The 16970-nt window shown below is 63.3% G+C and carries 20 protein-coding genes and 1 pseudogene; 10 read left to right on the top strand and 11 right to left on the bottom strand.

Annotation, left to right across the window (positions count from 1 at the left end; genetic code table 11):
- Positions 1–129: 129 nt before the first annotated feature.
- Positions 130–1029 (bottom strand): LysR family transcriptional regulator, encoded by a 900-nt coding sequence (locus H2O14_RS18090; protein WP_182828742.1) that lies wholly within the window; start codon positions 1027–1029, stop codon positions 130–132.
- Between the two features lie 131 nt (positions 1030–1160).
- Between H2O14_RS18090 and H2O14_RS18085 the strand changes: the two genes are divergently transcribed.
- Positions 1161–2093, top strand: a complete 933-nt coding sequence (locus H2O14_RS18085; RefSeq protein ID WP_182828741.1) for an alpha/beta fold hydrolase — start codon at positions 1161–1163, stop codon at positions 2091–2093.
- Between the two features lie 76 nt (positions 2094–2169).
- Here H2O14_RS18085 and H2O14_RS18080 read toward each other — a convergent pair whose 3' ends face one another.
- Complete coding sequence (locus H2O14_RS18080) at positions 2170–2568, bottom strand: hypothetical protein (RefSeq protein WP_182828740.1); 399 nt, start codon at positions 2566–2568, stop codon at positions 2170–2172.
- Between the two features lie 170 nt (positions 2569–2738).
- The gene (locus H2O14_RS18075) at positions 2739–3338 is read right to left on the bottom strand and encodes a hypothetical protein (RefSeq protein ID WP_182828739.1); all 600 of its coding nucleotides are present in this window, start codon (positions 3336–3338) and stop codon (positions 2739–2741) included.
- A 178-nt stretch (positions 3339–3516) separates the two neighbouring features.
- On the opposite strand from H2O14_RS18075, the gene ade reads away from it, so the two are divergent.
- Positions 3517–5214, top strand: coding sequence for an adenine deaminase (gene ade / locus H2O14_RS18070; protein ID WP_182828738.1), 1698 nt, complete (start codon positions 3517–3519; stop codon positions 5212–5214).
- Between the two features lie 57 nt (positions 5215–5271).
- Here ade and H2O14_RS18065 read toward each other — a convergent pair whose 3' ends face one another.
- Together H2O14_RS18065 and H2O14_RS28520 are read right to left on the bottom strand one after the other, a co-directional pair.
- On the bottom strand, positions 5272–5640 hold the full coding sequence (locus H2O14_RS18065) for an Atu4866 domain-containing protein (protein ID WP_182828737.1): 369 nt from the start codon (positions 5638–5640) through the stop codon (positions 5272–5274).
- On the bottom strand, positions 5633–5767 hold the full coding sequence (locus tag H2O14_RS28520; RefSeq protein WP_263822906.1) for a hypothetical protein: 135 nt from the start codon (positions 5765–5767) through the stop codon (positions 5633–5635). The genes H2O14_RS18065 and H2O14_RS28520 overlap by 8 nt, the downstream gene beginning before the upstream one ends.
- Before the next feature lie 201 nt (positions 5768–5968).
- Here H2O14_RS28520 and H2O14_RS29490 point away from each other — a divergent pair.
- From H2O14_RS29490 to H2O14_RS18050, 4 genes and pseudogenes are all read left to right on the top strand, one after another.
- A pseudogene (locus H2O14_RS29490) lies at positions 5969–6423 on the top strand (AraC family transcriptional regulator); the annotation flags it as partial.
- 183 nt (positions 6424–6606) lie between these two features.
- Positions 6607–6867, top strand: a complete 261-nt coding sequence (locus H2O14_RS29485; RefSeq protein WP_409526959.1) for a helix-turn-helix transcriptional regulator — start codon at positions 6607–6609, stop codon at positions 6865–6867.
- Between the two features lie 75 nt (positions 6868–6942).
- The gene (locus H2O14_RS18055; RefSeq protein ID WP_182828736.1) at positions 6943–7299 is read left to right on the top strand and encodes a hypothetical protein; all 357 of its coding nucleotides are present in this window, start codon (positions 6943–6945) and stop codon (positions 7297–7299) included.
- A gap of 58 nt (positions 7300–7357) precedes the next feature.
- Positions 7358–8803: a multicopper oxidase family protein gene (locus tag H2O14_RS18050; protein ID WP_182828735.1), complete on the top strand. Its 1446-nt coding sequence runs from the start codon at positions 7358–7360 to the stop codon at positions 8801–8803.
- 94 nt (positions 8804–8897) lie between these two features.
- On the opposite strand, the gene H2O14_RS18045 is transcribed toward H2O14_RS18050, so the two are convergent.
- Positions 8898–9290, bottom strand: a complete 393-nt coding sequence (locus H2O14_RS18045; RefSeq protein ID WP_182828734.1) for a PIN domain-containing protein — start codon at positions 9288–9290, stop codon at positions 8898–8900.
- Positions 9256–9486 carry a hypothetical protein gene (locus tag H2O14_RS18040; protein WP_182828733.1) on the bottom strand — a complete coding sequence of 77 codons (231 nt, stop codon included), beginning with the start codon at positions 9484–9486 and terminating at the stop codon, positions 9256–9258. Before H2O14_RS18040 ends, H2O14_RS18045 begins: the two co-directional genes overlap by 35 nt.
- Before the next feature lie 158 nt (positions 9487–9644).
- Here H2O14_RS18040 and H2O14_RS18035 point away from each other — a divergent pair, with 158 nt between their 5' ends.
- The 3 genes from H2O14_RS18035 to H2O14_RS18025 all read left to right on the top strand — a co-directional run bounded on the left by H2O14_RS18035 (position 9645) and on the right by H2O14_RS18025 (position 11389).
- Positions 9645–9995 (top strand): cupredoxin domain-containing protein, encoded by a 351-nt coding sequence (locus tag H2O14_RS18035; protein ID WP_182828732.1) that lies wholly within the window; start codon positions 9645–9647, stop codon positions 9993–9995.
- A 4-nt stretch (positions 9996–9999) separates the two neighbouring features.
- The gene (locus H2O14_RS18030; RefSeq protein WP_182828731.1) at positions 10000–10824 is read left to right on the top strand and encodes an FTR1 family protein; all 825 of its coding nucleotides are present in this window, start codon (positions 10000–10002) and stop codon (positions 10822–10824) included.
- A gap of 106 nt (positions 10825–10930) precedes the next feature.
- Positions 10931–11389 carry a GNAT family N-acetyltransferase gene (locus tag H2O14_RS18025; RefSeq protein WP_182828730.1) on the top strand — a complete coding sequence of 153 codons (459 nt, stop codon included), beginning with the start codon at positions 10931–10933 and terminating at the stop codon, positions 11387–11389.
- Here H2O14_RS18025 and H2O14_RS18020 read toward each other — a convergent pair.
- From H2O14_RS18020 to H2O14_RS18005, 4 genes are all read right to left on the bottom strand, one after another.
- The gene (locus tag H2O14_RS18020) at positions 11386–11817 is read right to left on the bottom strand and encodes a potassium channel family protein (protein ID WP_182828729.1); all 432 of its coding nucleotides are present in this window, start codon (positions 11815–11817) and stop codon (positions 11386–11388) included. The two genes, H2O14_RS18025 and H2O14_RS18020, sit on opposite strands and share 4 nt — an antisense overlap.
- A gap of 44 nt (positions 11818–11861) precedes the next feature.
- Entirely contained in the window at positions 11862–13175 is a 1314-nt protein-coding gene (guaD, locus tag H2O14_RS18015) for a guanine deaminase (protein WP_182828728.1), read from the bottom strand.
- Between the two features lie 116 nt (positions 13176–13291).
- On the bottom strand, positions 13292–14353 hold the full coding sequence (locus H2O14_RS18010) for a hypothetical protein (protein ID WP_182828727.1): 1062 nt from the start codon (positions 14351–14353) through the stop codon (positions 13292–13294).
- Positions 14354–14453: 100 nt separating this feature from the next.
- Complete coding sequence (locus H2O14_RS18005; protein ID WP_182828726.1) at positions 14454–15689, bottom strand: urate hydroxylase PuuD; 1236 nt, start codon at positions 15687–15689, stop codon at positions 14454–14456.
- A 439-nt stretch (positions 15690–16128) separates the two neighbouring features.
- Between H2O14_RS18005 and H2O14_RS18000 the strand changes: the two genes are divergently transcribed.
- Positions 16129–16953 carry a DUF1176 domain-containing protein gene (locus tag H2O14_RS18000; RefSeq protein ID WP_182828725.1) on the top strand — a complete coding sequence of 275 codons (825 nt, stop codon included), beginning with the start codon at positions 16129–16131 and terminating at the stop codon, positions 16951–16953.
- Positions 16954–16970 lie beyond the last annotated feature (17 nt).

Below are 16970 nucleotides of genomic sequence, written 5' to 3'. Positions count from 1 at the left end.
GGACTTTCTCGTCCACGATCCCAACGGTGGCGAAGACATGACCGTCACGCAGAACTTAGACTATACGCCCTGATTGGGACATCCGCCCGCGCCCCATCGGCCAGATGGGCGCGGGCGGGACCACCAAGCCTAAACCTCCCAATAAGGCGGATTGCCGAAGGCTTTCTTCAGATGATCCGCCAGAGCGACCAGCTTTGCCGGCGCATTGCGCCCCTGCGGATGCGCGATATAGATGAATTCCGGCTCCGGTTCACGATCCAGTTCGATAGTCACCAGCAACTCCGCCTTCAGCGCGGGCCCGGCGATGAAGCCCGGAAGCAGAGCGATGCCGAGGCCCGCAATGGCTGCGTCGCGCATCATGTCGCCATTGTTCACGCAAAATCCGAATTTCGCGCGAACGAGATCGGCCCCGCCCGCCCCCGGAAAGCGCCAATCGGCGACGCCGCGATTGGTATAGAAGATGCCGCGATGGCGCTGCAGATCGTCGAGCGAGTTTGGCCGGCCATGGCGAGCAAGATAATCCGCCGAGGCGCAGAGGACCCTTCGGCTCGGCGCGAGCTTCCAGGCGATCAACCTGGAATCGGCAATCGGCCCGTGGCGGATGACGGCGTCATAGCCGTCTGCCACCGCATCCACCCGGCGGTCGTCGATATCCAGCGTCAGTTCCAATTGCGGATGAGCGAGCATGAACGGATAGAGCGCCGGCCCCAGATGCATGCGCCCGAAGGTGACCGGCGCAGCGATCCGCAAGGGGCCCGAAAGTGTGCCGCGTCGTTCCGACATGTCGGCCGCCGCTTCTTGCATTTCCTTGAGAATGCGCCTGGCCCGCTCCAGCAAAGCGGAGCCGTCATCCGTCAGCGTCAGCTTCCTCGTCGTCCGTCGCAGAAGCACGCCGCCGACCTCGCGCTCCAGATCGGCCAGCCGCTCGCTCACCACCGATTTCGATAGTCGCAGCCGCCTGGCCGCCTCGCTGATCGAGCCGCCTTCGACCACGGCGACAAAGGCGACGATGCTTTCGGTTCTCATCATTGTTCGGCGTTTCCGGATTTGAGTTCCTGGATTAGCGCGCTAATCCGGACGATATGCAAATGTTAAATAAGGCTTGCCTTCTGGTTGCGGCGATGGTCGCCGGCTCCTCCCGGAGGGTCAGGAGAAAAACCATGTTGAAAATGATCGCAATGCTCGGCGCGACGGCGATCGCCGCCGCCACCATGACTATGGCGGCCCAAGCCGATACGAGGACCTTTCCCGCCTCCTTCAAGACCCAGGATATAAAGACCAATGGCGTCTCCATCCATGTGCGCACGGGCGGGAATGGTCCCGCCGTGATGCTGCTGCATGGATACGGCGAGACGGGAGATATGTGGGCGCCGCTCGCCGCCGAGCTTGCCGCAGATCACACGGTCATCGTTCCCGATCTGCGGGGGCTTGGCCTGTCCTCCAAGCCGACCGGCGGCTTCGACAAGATGACACAGGCCGGCGATGTCGTAGCCGTACTCGACGCGCTTCATATCGACAAAGCCGATCTCGTCACCCACGACATCGGCAATATGGTTGGTTTCGCCTTTGCCGCCCAACATGGCGAACGGGTGAAGCGCTTTGTCCTCATCGATGCGCCTGTCCCCGGCGTCGGTCCATGGGAAGAGGTCCTGAAAAGCCCCCTCCTTTGGCATTTCCGCTTCGGCGGCCCTGACATGGAGCGGCTGGTCGCCGGTCGCGAACGCATCTATCTCGACCGCTTCTGGAACGAGTTCTCCGCCAATCCCGCCCGCTTCACCGAACAGGCGCGCGAGCACTACGCCAAGCTCTATGCGCTGCCGGGCGCCATGCATTCCGGCTTTGCCCAGTTTGCAGCCTTCGACCAGGACGCGAAGGACAACCAGAAGATCCTCGCCAGCAAGGGCAAGCTGACAATGCCCATCCTGGCGGTGGGCGGCGAAAAATCCTTCGGCCCGATGATGGCGACCGTCATGCGCGCCGCAGCAACCGATGTGACCGAAGGCATCGTGCCGGATTCGGGCCACTGGATCATGGAGGAAAATCCTGCGGCAACGACGGCGCTGGTGCGCGCCTTTCTCGACAAGGGACGCTGATCAGAAACATCAAACGCCTGGAGCTGCGGCGGGGACACCCGTCGCGGCGCTCCTAGGACGGAGCGACGGGGCCCCCTCACGCCCCGCCACACATATGCTGACTGTCGGCCATCTCCCAGCTTTCACCGGTGCGGAGATTGGTGGTGCGATAGCCGCGGCCGCGATCGTCGCCGGGCGGGCAGTCCTGGGGAATGTCGGTGAGGCAGATGCGGACGGGATCGCCGATCTTGGAGCGGACTACCGCCTCGACCCTGTCATAGCCGATCTGCAAGCCCTCATTGGCAAATCCAACGAATGTTCCCGTCTCGAAAGTATCATCGCCTTCCAGCCTTCCGCCGATTTCGACGATGCTGGTGATGGCGCAGGCTCCGATCAAGGTCGGCAGGGGCTCGTTCTTGTTTTCGGCGAGAACAGCGGCGACGCTGGAGGACAGACAGAGCGCGGTCAGGACAGCGCGCAACGTCGATGAGAACATGGGAAAACTCCAAGGCGAACCAGATGCGGAACCATCGCGGCGACAGCCGTCGAACGTTACGCTCAGAACCGAGACGATACAGCATTCCTCACGCCTGCATATGACGAAGCCGGCGGCCCGACAGGAAATCGCCGGACCGCCGACCGCCCCCTACCCCCTCGTGAGATCCCTCACTTCATCACCATGTCCCGTCCGGCGTGATCTTTCAGGCTTTCCCGGATCGGCAGCCCCTCCACCAGGCTGTAGCCGCGATGATCATAGGAAAAATGGGCGGTAATCTCGTAGAGGCCGGTGTTCAAGCCGCCGATGTAGCGGCAGACCGCAGCGAGACGCGGGCCGGCGGAGAGACCGGTCAAGGCGATGTCGCCACGGGTCTGGACGCTGGCGGAGCGAAGATCGGCAAAGGCGCCCGGATGAGCGCGGGGCGCGAGAAGTCGCGCGATATCGCCGGGCTTGGGGCAGATCACCGCCGAGGCGTCGACCAGCCGATAGGCGCGGGTGATCCCGTCCTTGCGCTCGAGCGAGACGGCAAAGGGTCGCGCCTTGGGCCCGTCGCCGATGCCGACACAGGTCCAGCGGGCGGCGGCGCCGGGGCTTTCGGTCGGCAGACAGCCATAGAGCCGGGTCATGACGCGACTGGCCGGTCCTGCCTCATTGGCGATCGTGCGGTTGATCTCGTCGGTCTGCGGCCCGCCATGGCGGGGCGGCATGGCGTTTGCGGCGGTGGCGGTCAGTGTGACTGCGGCGGTCAAGGCGAGCATTTTCAACATCATGGCCTCCTGTGTGCGTGTTGATGAGGCCACTTTGCCCTGCCTCCAAAACCCGGGCTGTCACCCGGGAGACAGGATCGACGAGACGCATTCGAAAACGTCGATAAATCATGTGGGGGCGTGACCCCTGCCTGCAGCCCCGCTACACTCGCGAACACAACAGGAATCGGAGCGGGTCATGAGCGAACTCGAACGGATGATCGATGCAGGAACGGGCCGCACACCTGCGGATATCGTGCTCAAGGGCGGGCGCTTCTATGATCTGGTGACGGGCGAACTAGTCGCCTCCGACATCGCCATCACCGGCGACCGCATTGTCGGAACCCATGGCGACTACAAGGGCGCCGTCGAGATCGACATCACCGGCCGCATCGTCGTACCCGGCTTCATCGACACCCATCTGCATATCGAGAGTTCGCTCGTCACGCCGCATGAATTCGATCGCTGCGTGCTGCCCTATGGCGTGACGACGGTGATCTGCGATCCGCATGAGATCGCCAATGTGCTCGGCACTGAGGGGCTGCAATTCTTCCTCGATTCGGCCGAGGAGACGATCATGGACATCCGCGTCCAGCTCTCCTCCTGCGTGCCGGCGACGCATCTGGAGACGGCGGGCGCCGATTTGCCGATCGAGCGACTGCTGCCCTTCCGCAAACATCCCAAGGTGATCGGGCTGGCGGAATTCATGAATTTCCCCGGCGTGATCCACAAGGACCCGGTCGCCATGGCCAAGCTCGAAGCCTTCCAGGGCGGCCATATCGATGGTCATGCGCCGCTGCTCGTGGGCTATGGGCTGAACGGCTATATCGCCGCCGGCATCCGCACCGAGCATGAGGCGACCTCTGCCGAGGAAGCGATGGAGAAGATCCGCAAGGGCATGCATGTCCTCATCCGCGAGGGTTCGGTCTCGAAGGATCTCAAGGCCCTGACGCCGCTGTTCACCGAGCGGCTCTCGCCCTTCATCGCGCTCTGCACCGATGACCGCAATCCGCTCGATATCGCCGAGCAGGGCCATCTCGATTATCTCATCCGCACGGCCATCGCCGATGGCGCCGATACGCTGGCCGTCTATCGCGCCGCCTCGATTTCGGCCGCCCGCGCCTTCGGCCTGATGGATCGCGGCCTCGTCGCGCCCGGCCGCCGCGCCGATCTCGTGGTCGTCGACAGCCTGGAAAACTGCAAGGCGGAGATGGTGTTCTCCGCCGGCCGCAAGGTGACGGAAGAGCTGTTCGCCAGCCGCAAGCCGGTCGCGCCCGTCGGAACCGACAGCGTTCGCGCCCCCGAGATCACCGCGGCCGATTTCTCCGTGCCGGCGCGGCAGGGCGAAAGCGCCGTGCTCGGCGTCATCCCCGGCAAGATCATCACCGAACATCGCCGCCATCGCCTGCCGTCCAAGGGCAATCAGACGACCGTGGATCTGGACAACGACATCCTGAAAGTGTCGGTGATCGAGCGGCACGGCAAGAACGGCAATCGGGCCGTCGGTTTCGTCCAGGGTTTCGGGCTCAAGAAGGGCGCCATCGCCTCCACCGTCGGCCATGACAGCCACAATATCTGCGTGGTCGGCGCCGATGACGAGGACATGGCGGTGGCTGTGAGACGGCTGAGCGAGATCCGTGGCGGCTTCGTGGTGGTCGAAGGCGGCGAGGTCACCGGCGAGATCGCTCTCCCCGTGGCCGGCCTGATGAGCCTCGAACCCTATGAAAGCGTGCGCGACACGCTGCATCACCTGCGCGAGGCGGCCTATGCGCTGGGCTCGACGCTGCAGGAGCCTTTCCTGCAACTGGCCTTCCTGCCGCTGCCGGTGGTCCCGCATCTGAAGATTTCCGACAGGGGGCTGGTCGATGTCGACAGGTTCGAACTGATCGACGGATAAGGCATGAAAAAAGGCGGGCGCCGCGCGGCCCCGCCTTTTTCGTATCTTCGCTTCGACTCAACGCCGGTAGAAGATCATGCCGGCGTGATAGAGAATGCCGTCCTTATAGACGCCGTCGCTGCGCAAACCAGCGTCGTCGTAATAGGCGACCTTGTCGCCGTCGATCTCGTAGCGGCCCTGGCGGGTCGGGCGGTCGACGACCGCATTGCGCTCCACGAAGCGGCCATCGGCGCGCACTTCGCGCTGCACCTGGCCGTCGCCGGTGATCCACATGCCCACCAGGCGATTGACCACGTCGACCTCTTCGGCGCGCACCTCCTGCTTGCGCTTGACGGTGTCGCCAAACGCCTTGCCGAAGATTCCGAACGCCGCGATCATCGAGAACACCACCGCCATTGCATTGATCAAAAATCCACCGTCAGCCATTGATCCACCTCGCTTCCGCCTGCCGCTCGCGCTCCTCGTTGAACGCTATGATTTTGTCGCGCAACGTCTTGAACATCCTGAGCGGGACATCCCATCTAATGGCGATGTGAAGCTGGTCGTTTTTCATAATCGTGCTCCTTCCATCTCAGGTTCGTCGTTTTGTGCAACACGGCCAATATGGGGGAACAGGCGGCCGCAGCGGTAGACCGATCCTCCGGAAGGATTGCACATTCCTACAAAGGTTAGCATGCAACCATTTCCTGTCCCGATCGGACGTGCTAGTAATAAGCCATGAAATCGGGCGAAAAATGGTTCCCAAGGTGACAAGATGAAGAAATCTCAGGAGCTTGCGTTTCTTATTGCACATTACGCCAAGGCGGACGGCATCGCCGCCACCGGCGTTCCCAGGCTTTTCACGGCGAAACTGTCGTCGCCGTCGGAGCCGGCGCATGGCGTTCACTCCGCCTCGATCTGCTTTATTGCGCAAGGCAGGAAGCAGGTGACGATGGGCGACCAGCTGTTCACCTACGGCCCGGGCCAGCATCTGGTGGTGTCGATGGACCTGCCGGTGGTGGGCCAGGTGATCGAGGCGAGCGCGGACACCCCTATCTTTGCCTAAAACTCGATCTCGATATGGAGCTCTGCGCCGAGATGCTGCTTAAATATCCGGGCGCTCCAAAGAGCGACGCCAAGCTCGGCGCGGCGCTTGGCGAGACGCCGGAGGCGCTACTCGACGCCGCGATCCGGCTGCTGAAGCTGAGTGACGCGCCCGACGACATCGCCGAACTCGCCCCGTTGATCGAGCGCGAGATCATCTACCGCCTGCTCCAGGGGCCGCAGGGCTGCTGCATCAGACGGGCGCTGACGCCGGAAAATCATCATCGCCACATCGGCCGCGCCATCAACTGGATCAAGGAGCACTACGACCGGCCGATCCGCATCGAGGATGTCGCCTCGGTCTCCGGCATGAGCCCGTCGTCGCTGCATCAGCATTTCCGCGAGGCGACCACGCTGAGTCCGCTGCAATATCAAAAGCGGCTGAGACTGCAGGAGGCGCGCCGGCTGATCCTGACCCAGTCGCTCGACGCCGCCAGCGCCGGCCATACGGTCGGCTATGACAGTCCTTCGCAGTTCAGCCGCGAATATAAGCGCCTGTTCGGCGCCCCGCCGGCCCGCGACATCGATCGCCTCAGGCGCTCGCCGGTCGCCGCGCAGGCCGAGGCGTGATCATCCTGCGACGCTGCGGCGCTTGGCGAAGCGGCGCTTCGGGTTTATGATCGACCGGTAAACACGGGACGAACCATGCCGCGTCTGCCGCTCTTGTTGATGGTGCTGGGCCTTCTGGCGGGATTGATCTCCCTGCCGGGCGCCTGGCGCGCGCCTGAACCCGCAGACGCCGTCCCCGCTCATCACGCCATGATGCAGCATGACCACGCGGCCATGATGGACAACCCCACCGGCCATGTCGGAGATCATGACGGCGCCGCGGAGAAATGCGCCGCCTGGTGCCTCGCCTCGCTTCTGTCGCTCCCGGCGGAGCCGCGCATAGACATCGCGCGCGCTGCAGAGACACAGCGGCCGGCCCCGTCCTTGCAGGCTCGGCTGATCGGCCGCGACCTCGCCCCCGGGCTCGAGCCTCCCATCGCCTCTTTCGTTTGACGACCCGCCGCGGCGCTCGACCCGCCGCCTTCGACAGATCAGACGAAAGAAACATTCCATGAAACGCAGAGGTTTTCTCGCGGGCGCCGTCGCGCTCGCCGGCGGCGCAGCCTTCGGCCTGCCCGCCCCTGCTCGGGCCGCCGCACGCGCCCTGACCATCTCCACCCGCACGCTCGAGGTGAATGGCCGCGCCGCGACCGTCTTTGGCCTCACCGCCCCCGACGGCCGCCCCGGCCTGACATTTTCGCCGGGTGAGCGCTTCCGCGTCGATCTGGCCAACAGGCTCAAAGAGGAGACGATCGTGCATTGGCACGGGCTGACCCCGCCGATCGATCAGGACGGCGTCGCCCATGCCGGCGGCATGCTGAAGCCCGGGGAGACGAGAGCCTATGACTTCCCGCTCGACCGGCCCGGCACCTACTGGATGCATGCCCATTCGCTGCAGGAACAGAACCTGCTCGCCGCGCCGTTGATCGTTCATTCGAAGGAGGATCTGACCGCGGACCGCCAGGAGGTCGTCATGCTGCTGCACGACTTCTCCTTCACGCCGGCAGAGGAACTGCTGGGACGTCTGACCTCGGGCCAGGGGCATGGCGGCATGAAACATGGCGCCATGGATCACGGAACGATGGACCACAGTTCGATGAACCATGACGCGATGGGGCATGGCTCCATGGACCATGCCTCCGGCATGAGCGCGTCGATGATGGCGATGGACCTCAACGACATCGAATACGACGCCTATCTCGCCAATGACCGCACGCTCGACGATCCCGAAATCGTAACGGTCGAGCGCGCGGGCCGCGTCCTGCTGCGCATCATCAACGGCGCGGCCTCGACCGGCTTCACCATCGACACCGGGGCGCTCACGGCCCAAGCGGTCGCGGTCGACGGCCAGCCGATCACGCCGGTCGAGGCGACACTGTTCCCGCTCACCATGGGCCAGCGCGTCGACCTCCTCCTCGACATTCCCAAGGACGGTAGCTCCTTCCCGATCCTCGCTCGCCGCGAGGGGACCGCGCACCGAACGGGGCTTGTTCTCGCCACCAAAGGCGCGGCGACGCGAAAAATCGCGCCTCTGGGCGAAACCGCCGGCCCGGTTCTCGATCTCGCCTTCGAAGCAAAACTGCAGGCCGCCGCGCCGCTTCCCGTTAAAGCCGCCGCAAAGCGCTTCATGGTCCACCTGACCGGCGACATGGCGAGTTATCGCTGGGGCATGGCGGGCGCGGAGGACATCACGGCGGCGCCGGGCGAGAGGATCGAAATCAGCATGATGAACATGTCGATGATGGCACACCCGATGCATCTGCACGGCCATCATTTCCAGGTGACAGCCATCGACGGCGCGCCCCTCTCCGGCGCGCTGCGCGACACCGTCTTGGTCCCGCCGATGAAGACCGTGACCATCGCCTTCGACGCCGGAACGCAAGGCGACTGGGCCTTTCACTGCCACCATCTCTATCACATGGTTCAGGGCATGATGGCGCATGTGAAGGTGGGTTGATGGCCCTGCCGATGACAGGAACGAGGGCCACCTGACGCCAGCCAACGGAGCGCCGCCGAAGATCGCCAATCATCGGCGGCGCCGATTATTGTCGTCACCACTGCCTCAGGCCAAGATGCTCCACCATCGGCTGATAGTCGCGGTCGGAATGGAGAAGAGCGCAGCCTTGATCCAGACAGTAAGCGCCAATGATCAGATCAGGCGTTTTGCGGACGGTCACGCCTCTACTCCTCAGAAAGCGAAAATGGGCCGCCGCGGCGACAGCGATATCGACGTTGAGCATGTTGACGATCGTGAAGCGCCGCAACAACCGCTCAAGCCTGCCGGCATGGCCTTCGTCCCGCGCGCCTTGGAGGATCTCCAAGAGGACCAGATCTCCTAGCAACAGCTCATCCTTGTCGACTATGTCGCTGAGACGCCCTGTTTCTTCAGTGCGCAAATCTCTCAGCCAGTCAATCCAGACGGATGTGTCGACGACGACCTTCACACATTCCAGCCTTCTCGGATCTCGTCGAGATTTCCGCTCCAACCCGCTCCGCGAAGCGCTTCCAGCGCCTTTTGCCGCTCGCCACGATCGATGGCCGCACGCAGGGCTTGTTCGACGGTGTCTCTTTCCGATTTTCGCCTGTCGCTTTCATCGCGCGCTCAAGCAGCGATGCTTCCACATCCACTTTCATCTGCATGCTCGCCTCGCCGGTTCGTATCTCCATCATACGTCGCCGGAACCTCCTCGCGCAAGCGCCTCTCCCTGTCCGATGCCGCCATGTTCCGGCCATATTCGAGGCCAAGAAAACCGGACATCGGCCATCCACTTTCATTGGGGCCGGCACGGAGCACGCCTATGAGCCTTCGAATCCTCATCTCCCTTCTTCTCGTAACCTCAGCCGCCAGCCTCGCACACGCCGCCGGCATGACGCCGACCAATGCGTCCGGCCAGATCGAACTGACGCTCGACGAACACGAATTTGATCCGGCCGAAATTCATGTACCGGCGGGAAAGCCGATCCAGATCGTGATGAAGAACGAGGACGGCACGCCGGAAGAATTCGACTCGCATGACCTCAAGACCGAGAAGGTCGTCGCCGGTCATGCCACAGGGATCATCCGTCTCAGGCCGCTGGCCAAGGGCGACTATCATTTCATGGGCGAGTATCACTCCGACACCGCCCAGGGCGTGATCGTGGCGGAATGATCCCATGCTTTCCGCGCTGATCATCGTTTTCCGGGAAATGCTCGAAGCCGGGTTGATCCTCGGCGTCGCCCTCGCCGCCACGCGCGGTCTCAGCCACAGGCTGCCCTGGCTTGCGGGCGGCGTGGCGCTCGGCATTGCGGGCGCGCTGCTCGTGGCGGTGTTCGCCGAGGCGATCGCCGGTCTGTTCGACGGCGCGGGCCAGGAACTGGTCAACGCCGCGATCCTGCTTCTCGCGGTCTGCATGCTCGCCTGGCATAATGCCTGGATGGCGCGCCACGGCCGGGAAATGGCGCGCGATCTCAAGACGCTTGGCGCCGAGGTGGCCCAGGGCACGCGGCCGATGCGGGCGCTCGCAGTGGTCTGCGGCGTCGCGGTGATGCGCGAGGGGTCGGAAGTGGTGCTGTTTCTCTATGGCGTCGCCTCCGCCGGCGGCGACAGCGCGAGCGATATCCTCATCGGCGGTCTTCTCGGCCTCGCCGGCGGCGCGGCGGTGTCGACGCTCCTCTATCTCGGCCTGATCTCCATCCCCATGCGCTATCTGTTCGGGTCGCTGTCCCTGCTGATCTCGCTGCTGGCCGCCGGCCTCGCCGCCCAAGCCGTGACCTTCCTGCAAAGCGCCGGCTATCTGATGCAATGGACCGATCCGCTCTGGGATACGTCGTGGGTCCTGTCGCAGGATTCCATGGTCGGCCGGGTGCTGCACACGCTGATCGGCTATTTCGACCGGCCCGACGGCATGGAACTGGCCGCCTATGTCGCGGCGCTCCTGGCGATGCTTGCGCTCAAGCAGGTCGCCTCGCCACGGCCTAACGCGTTGACCACACGCTGACTGTCCGACAAGCTTTCGAGCCGTGGCGCGCTTGACGGCCGCCGTGGTTTTGTCTTTGGTCTGGCTCTCGCTGGACCGTCGTTGTGATGACAGCTATTGTGCCCCTATGATATTTCACCTCTCTCTCGAAGATCCCGGCCAGCCGGATGTGCTCAAGCTTCTGGAAGATGGCGAAGCCTATGGCGCCGCACTCTATCCCGCCGAAAGCAACCACTATTTACCCATCGAGACGCTGCGAGCGACCCATATCCGTTTCGTGGTCGCCCGCACCGAACATGGAGTAGCGGTGGGGACCGGGGCCATCGCGCTCAATGACGGCTGGGCGGAGCTCAAGCGCATGTGGGTGGCGCCCGCCGCCCGTGGTCGCGGCCTGTCCAAAACGCTGCTCGCCCATCTCGAAGCCCGCGCCGCCGGCGCCGGCATCTCGGTGATCCGGCTGGAAACGGGCATCGAGAACCACGAGGCGCTGGGGCTCTACGAGCGCTCCGGCTATGTCAAGCGCGGGGCCTTCGCCGATTACCTGCCGGATCCGCTCAGCGTCTTCATGGAAAAGACGCTAATCTAGAAATGCTCGCCTGACCTGAAGGGACCGACCCTTATGCCGGCGGCGATCAGATAGGCCGTCGACCAGCCGATCAGCAGAAAGCCGTTGACGCCCTCGAGGGCGGCGAACAGCCGCCATTCATGCGCCGGCACCACGTCGCCATAACCGACGGTGGAAAAGGTGATGGTGGAGAAATAGAGCGCGGTGGGAAAATCGGCGACGACGCCGAGCAGCGTGTAGCAGGCGGCCCAAAGCCAGACCTGCACCGTCAACACGGCGAAGATGCCGATCACCACCGTGTTCATCGCCAGCACGCGACTGCGATGGCCGTGCAGCCGGAAGCGGCCGGTCAGCCAGGTCATCACATGCGTCACCGCCATCAATCCCCAGGTGTGGATGAGGACCGTCAGCGATATGACCAGCGCGCCCAGGCCGAGATTGGCGACCATGAAAATCCCCGCATTTTCTGTCAGCCGAGAATAGGGTTCGGCCGTCAGCCGGGCAACCGAGATTTTGCCGGCTGGCCTGCGACATAGGTCTCTGCGATGGCGCGATCGTCGCCCAGCGTCTGCAAGAGGAAGAGTTCCTCGGCCAGCGTTGTGACGACTTCCATCTTCAGCGCCATGGCCGGCGTGGCCCCAGCGTCCAGCACCACGAAATCGGCGTCATGGCCGATCTCCAGCGCGCCGATGCGATGCGAAAGGCCGAGCGCCTCGGCGTTGCCGCGCGTCATGCGGTAGAAGCTTTCGAACGGCGTCATGCGCTCGCCCTGCAACTGCAGCACCTTGTAACCTTCATCCAGCGTCCTCAGCATGGAATAGGAGGTGCCGCCGCCGATATCGGTGGCCACCGCCACGCGCACCGGCTTCTCCCGCTGTGTCAGGCGCTTGAGACCGAAAAGGCCCGAGCCGAGAAACAGGTTTGACGTCGGGCAGAACACGGCGACCGAGCCGCTCTCGCTCATGGCGTCCGCCTCGCGGTCGGAGAGATGGATGCAATGGCCGAACAGGCTCTTCTGCCCCAGAAGGCCGTAATGGGCGTAGACGTCGGTATAGTCCTTGGCCGCCGGGTAAAGCTCCTGCGTGAACCGGATCTCGTCGTGATTTTCTGACAGATGCGTCTGTATATGCAGGTCCGGATATTCCCGCGCCAAGGCTTGCGAGGCCTCCATCTGCTCGGGCGTCGAGGTGATGGCGAAACGCGGGGTGATCGCGACGTGGTTGCGGCCCTTGCCGTGCCAATCGGCGATCACCTGCCTGGTCTCGTCATAGCCCTGCTGGGCGGTGTCGCGCAGCCCTTCCGGCGCATTGCGGTCCATCATAACCTTGCCGCCGACCATCAGCATATTGCGTCTCAGGCTCTCGGCGAAGAACATGTCGGCCGACACTTTATGCACCGAGCAATAGGCCACCGCCGTGGTCGTGCCGTGTCGGATCAGCTCGTCGAAGAAGCGCACGGCGATGCGCGCCGCATGCGCTTGGTCGGCGAAGCGCTGCTCCTCGACGAAGGTGTAGGTGTTCAGCCATTCCAGAAGATTGGCGGCGTAGGAGCCAACCACTTGCATCTGTGGAAAATGCAGATGCATGTCGATGAAGCCGGGCGTCAGCAGATGCGGACGATGATCGACGGTTTCCACATCCGCAGCCGCCCGCGCGGCGACATCGGCGTATTCGCCGAGATCGGCAATCCTGCCCTCCGCGACCAGCAGTCCGCCGTCCTCGATATAGCGATAGGACGCGGCGTCGCCGAGACCCTGCGGTTCGTGATGGAAGGACAACAGGCGCGCGCGGATAAGGAGCGGTTTCATGAAAACCCTTGGCTGGAACAGAATATGAAGAAAGCCTAGCGAAACGGGGCGCAATGCTCAAGCAGCATCCCTATCGGGTCAGCAAACAGCGCAACAGCCTGCGTGAAGACGTCGGATCAGTCGATCAGATCGGAAAAATCGACCTCGTTCTCGAACAGGTCGACATAGTCGCGAACCATATCCCTGTTGGCGTCCGACATGCGTTTTCCACGCCCGACGACGCCCTTGTTGAATTTCAACGTCGGCTTTCCGGTATTGGCCACGATGGCCGCGGCGATGCGCTCGGCGGTGGCCGCCCCGCCAATGTAGCCGGCGAGCTTTTCGGCGAGCTCGGCCGGTTCGCCCTTGATGTCGTCTTCGTAGGAGATCCAGAGCGGGGCAACCTGTCCCATCGCCTCGCATTTTCTCCAGGAAGCATAAAAGGACAGATACCACGGCAGGTAGAGACGGATCAGTGTCGCCATCCGCCTGTCGTCCGGCATGTCCTTATAGGCATGCGGCAGATGCGTATAGAAATAGAATTTGTCGGCGGGGTGCGAGCGCGCCGCCTCCAGGCACATGTCGTCGAGGCTGACCAGCGAGTCCATGAGATTGCGTTTCAGAAGGATCGGTTTGACCTGATAGAGAGCCAATTGCGCGGCGAGATAGGGCGTACAGCGGACATGCTGTTGCGACACGAAGCCGTTGGGAATGAAGCAGGCGCGCAGAAGAGCCAATTCGTCCATCTCGTGTTCGCGCATGGCGGCGCCCAGGGCGCCGGCGTTCTGCAGCCGCGCCACAGGCAGCGTCAGCAGCGACTCCTGCGCGCCGAGCGCATGCACCAGCACGGCGGACAGGAAGGTGGAGGCCGTCTTGCGTGGGCAAGCCAGCAGAAGGCGCGGCGCACGCACCGTCTGCACCGCCTTTTTCAAGCGCAGGACGATGTCGGCGAATTCGGTCAGCCCGATCTGCTGGCCGCGCCACATTCGGGCGGCATAGGCGTCATCGGGCGCATAGAGCGGATTGGACAGTCCGACGGAGCAGGCGATCTGCCGCTGCAGAGGATCAGGCAGGCCAGTCATCAACTCGCCGACCATCGCCGACAGCTTGGCGGGGTCCGTGACATTGACCACTTTGGCGACCATTTGCTGAATGATCGCCTGGGCGTCGACGCCGGATTGCGGGCTGGGAGAGGTCATGGCGAGGTCGCTTTCCTGTCAATCATCGGCGGAGCGCGCGGAACAGAGAAGACCGAGAGCTAAAGCCGCAAGCTGGCGCGGACCTGTTCGACGAAGACGGTCAGTTCGTCTTCGCCGCCAGAGCGCTTTCATACCAGGCGGTCAGGAGCTTGCGCTCTTCGGGCGAGATTTCGGTCACATTTCCCGGCGGCATGGCGTGGCTGCGGCCGGCCTGCAGATAGATCTCGCGGGCATGCATGGCGATGCGGTTGTCCGTGTCCAGCATCACCTGCTTGGGCGGAAACACCACGCCGTCCCAGACCGGCTCGGCGGCATGGCACATCGAACAGCGCGACGACACGGTCTCGACCACCTGGGCGAAATGCGCGTCGTTGCGAAACTTCTCGAACATCGGCGACAGCTTGGCGTCCTCCTCCCCCGTCAGGACCTTGGGAACGGTCGACAGCCACATGATCAGCACGAAGAGCAGGATCGTGACCAGCCAGGTCCAGTGCGGATGCCCCTTGCGGGCATGCACGGTGTTGAACCAGTGACGGATCGACACGCCCATCAGGAAGACGAGGCCGGCGATGATCCAGCTATATTGCGTGGCGAACGCCAGCGGATAGTGGTTCGACAGCATGAAGAAGATCACCGGCAGCGTCAGGTAATTGTTGTGCAGCGAGCGCTGCTTGGCGATCACGCCATATTTCGGATCGGCGGCGCGGCCGGCCTTGAGATCGGCCACCACGATCTTCTGGTTGGGGATGATGATGAAGAACACATTGGCCGACATGATCGTGGCGGTGAAGGCGCCGAGATGCAGGAAGGCGGCGCGGCCGGTGAAGATCTGCATATAGCCCCAAGCCATGGCCACCAGCAGCACGAACAGGATCGCCATCAGCCACCAGGTGTGCTTGCCGAGCGGCGACTTGCAGAGCGTGTCGTAACAAATCCAACCGATCGACAGCGAGCCCATCGAGATCAGGATCGCTGCCCAGTTGGGCACATCGAGAAGATGGCGGTCGATGAGGAAGAGATCGGCGCCGCCGTAATAGACAACCGCCAGCATGGCGAAGCCGGAAAGCCAGGTCGTATAGCTTTCCCATTTGTGCCAGGTCAGATGTTCGGGCATTTCCTTGGGCGCCACCAGATATTTCTGCATCTGGTAGAAGCCGCCGCCATGCACCTGCCATTCCTCGCCATAGACGCCGGCGGGAAGGCCCGGCCGCTTGACCAGTCCGAGATCGACGGCGATGTAGAAGAAAGACGAGCCGATCCAGGCGATCGCCGCGACGACATGCAGCCAGCGCACCGCGAAAGCCAACCATTCCCAGGCCATGGCGTAATCGTACATTCCAATCCCCTCTTTTATTCGACTCGCAACTTTGCAGAAGAGCGGGGGTCCTGAAAAGGGCCGATGATGCAGCGCACAGAAATTAGCGTGATCCCGGCGCCCTCCCTCCATCCGGGAGCCCGTTCGCCGAGCCGGGGCGCGCCTTGGCGAAGTCGCTTGTCGCGACGCCTTTATGACGATAGCCTGAAATTGGAGAATGGTCCTGTCGTGGGGATTGAGGAATGCTCGGGGGTGAGGAAACAATGAGGCTATTTGCGAGGGCGTGCGCCGCGTTGCTGATGATTTCGGCCACGACTGAAACTATGCAGGCCGACGAGCCGTCGATCGATCTGAAACTGTTCGGCAAGCAGGAAATCGAGGGGGCCTGAGCGCCTGCCATCTCGCCTTCTGGCAACGCAACAAGAACCCGGACGCCGACCAATACGCCTATATCCTCTACATGCCCTATGACGGCGAGGGAAAGCCGACCCAGGCCCGGATCGAAATCGGCAAGGAGCCGCTTGCGCTGACGGAGACGGCGCGCGGCGACATCAACCTTCCCTCGCGGCTCGGTTATCGCCTGTATTCCAGCGACGATGACGCTACCCATGTCGTCCTGCACATCATGGAGGCGTCGGAAGAAGGATCGCTGGTGACCGTCGACAGAGCCCGCATCATCGTGGTTCGGGAGGATCTGCCGCCTTTCGTCGCGAGCGCCAAGGGCGTGATCGGCTGTCCCGGATCGGCGAGCGCCGACGCGACGCCATCGCAAACAGATCCCCCGGCGGAAAGCACGCCGGCCGCGCCCGCCGCCCTTGCCTATGCCGGACCCGATGGACTTCCGATCGGCGCGCCGAAACTCCTGGCCTCGACCCAGGACGTGCCGGCCGCCGTCCGCAAGGAGATCGCCACTTACGCGCCCGACCAATGCAGCGACCCCGAAACGCTCGCCTATCCCGGCCAGCGCTATCAGCTGTCGGAAAGCTCCATACTCTGGGAAGTCCCCTGCTTCCTCGGCGCCTATCAGGGATCGAGCGTCTTCGCCATTACCCAGGATCCGCCCGGCGACTGGGCGACGCTGCTGACCCTGCCCAATCCGCCGGCGCTGGAAGGCGAAAACAATGTCCAGATGATGAGCGCCGAGGTGAAGCCGGAGCGGGGCCTGTTCATATCGACGGAACTCGGCAGCGGCGGCGGCGATTGCGGCGTCTATCGCGTCTTCCGGCTGATGGATGCGCCGGGGAAACCCTGGAATTCCAGCTCATGGAATATCGCGAAAAGGTGAATTGCGACGGCGTCGCA

It is taken from the genome of Rhizobium sp. G21 (assembly GCF_014158035.1).
GTDB lineage: Bacteria > Pseudomonadota > Alphaproteobacteria > Rhizobiales > Rhizobiaceae > Rhizobium_E.
This window is presented reverse-complemented; position numbering and strand designations above follow the sequence as displayed.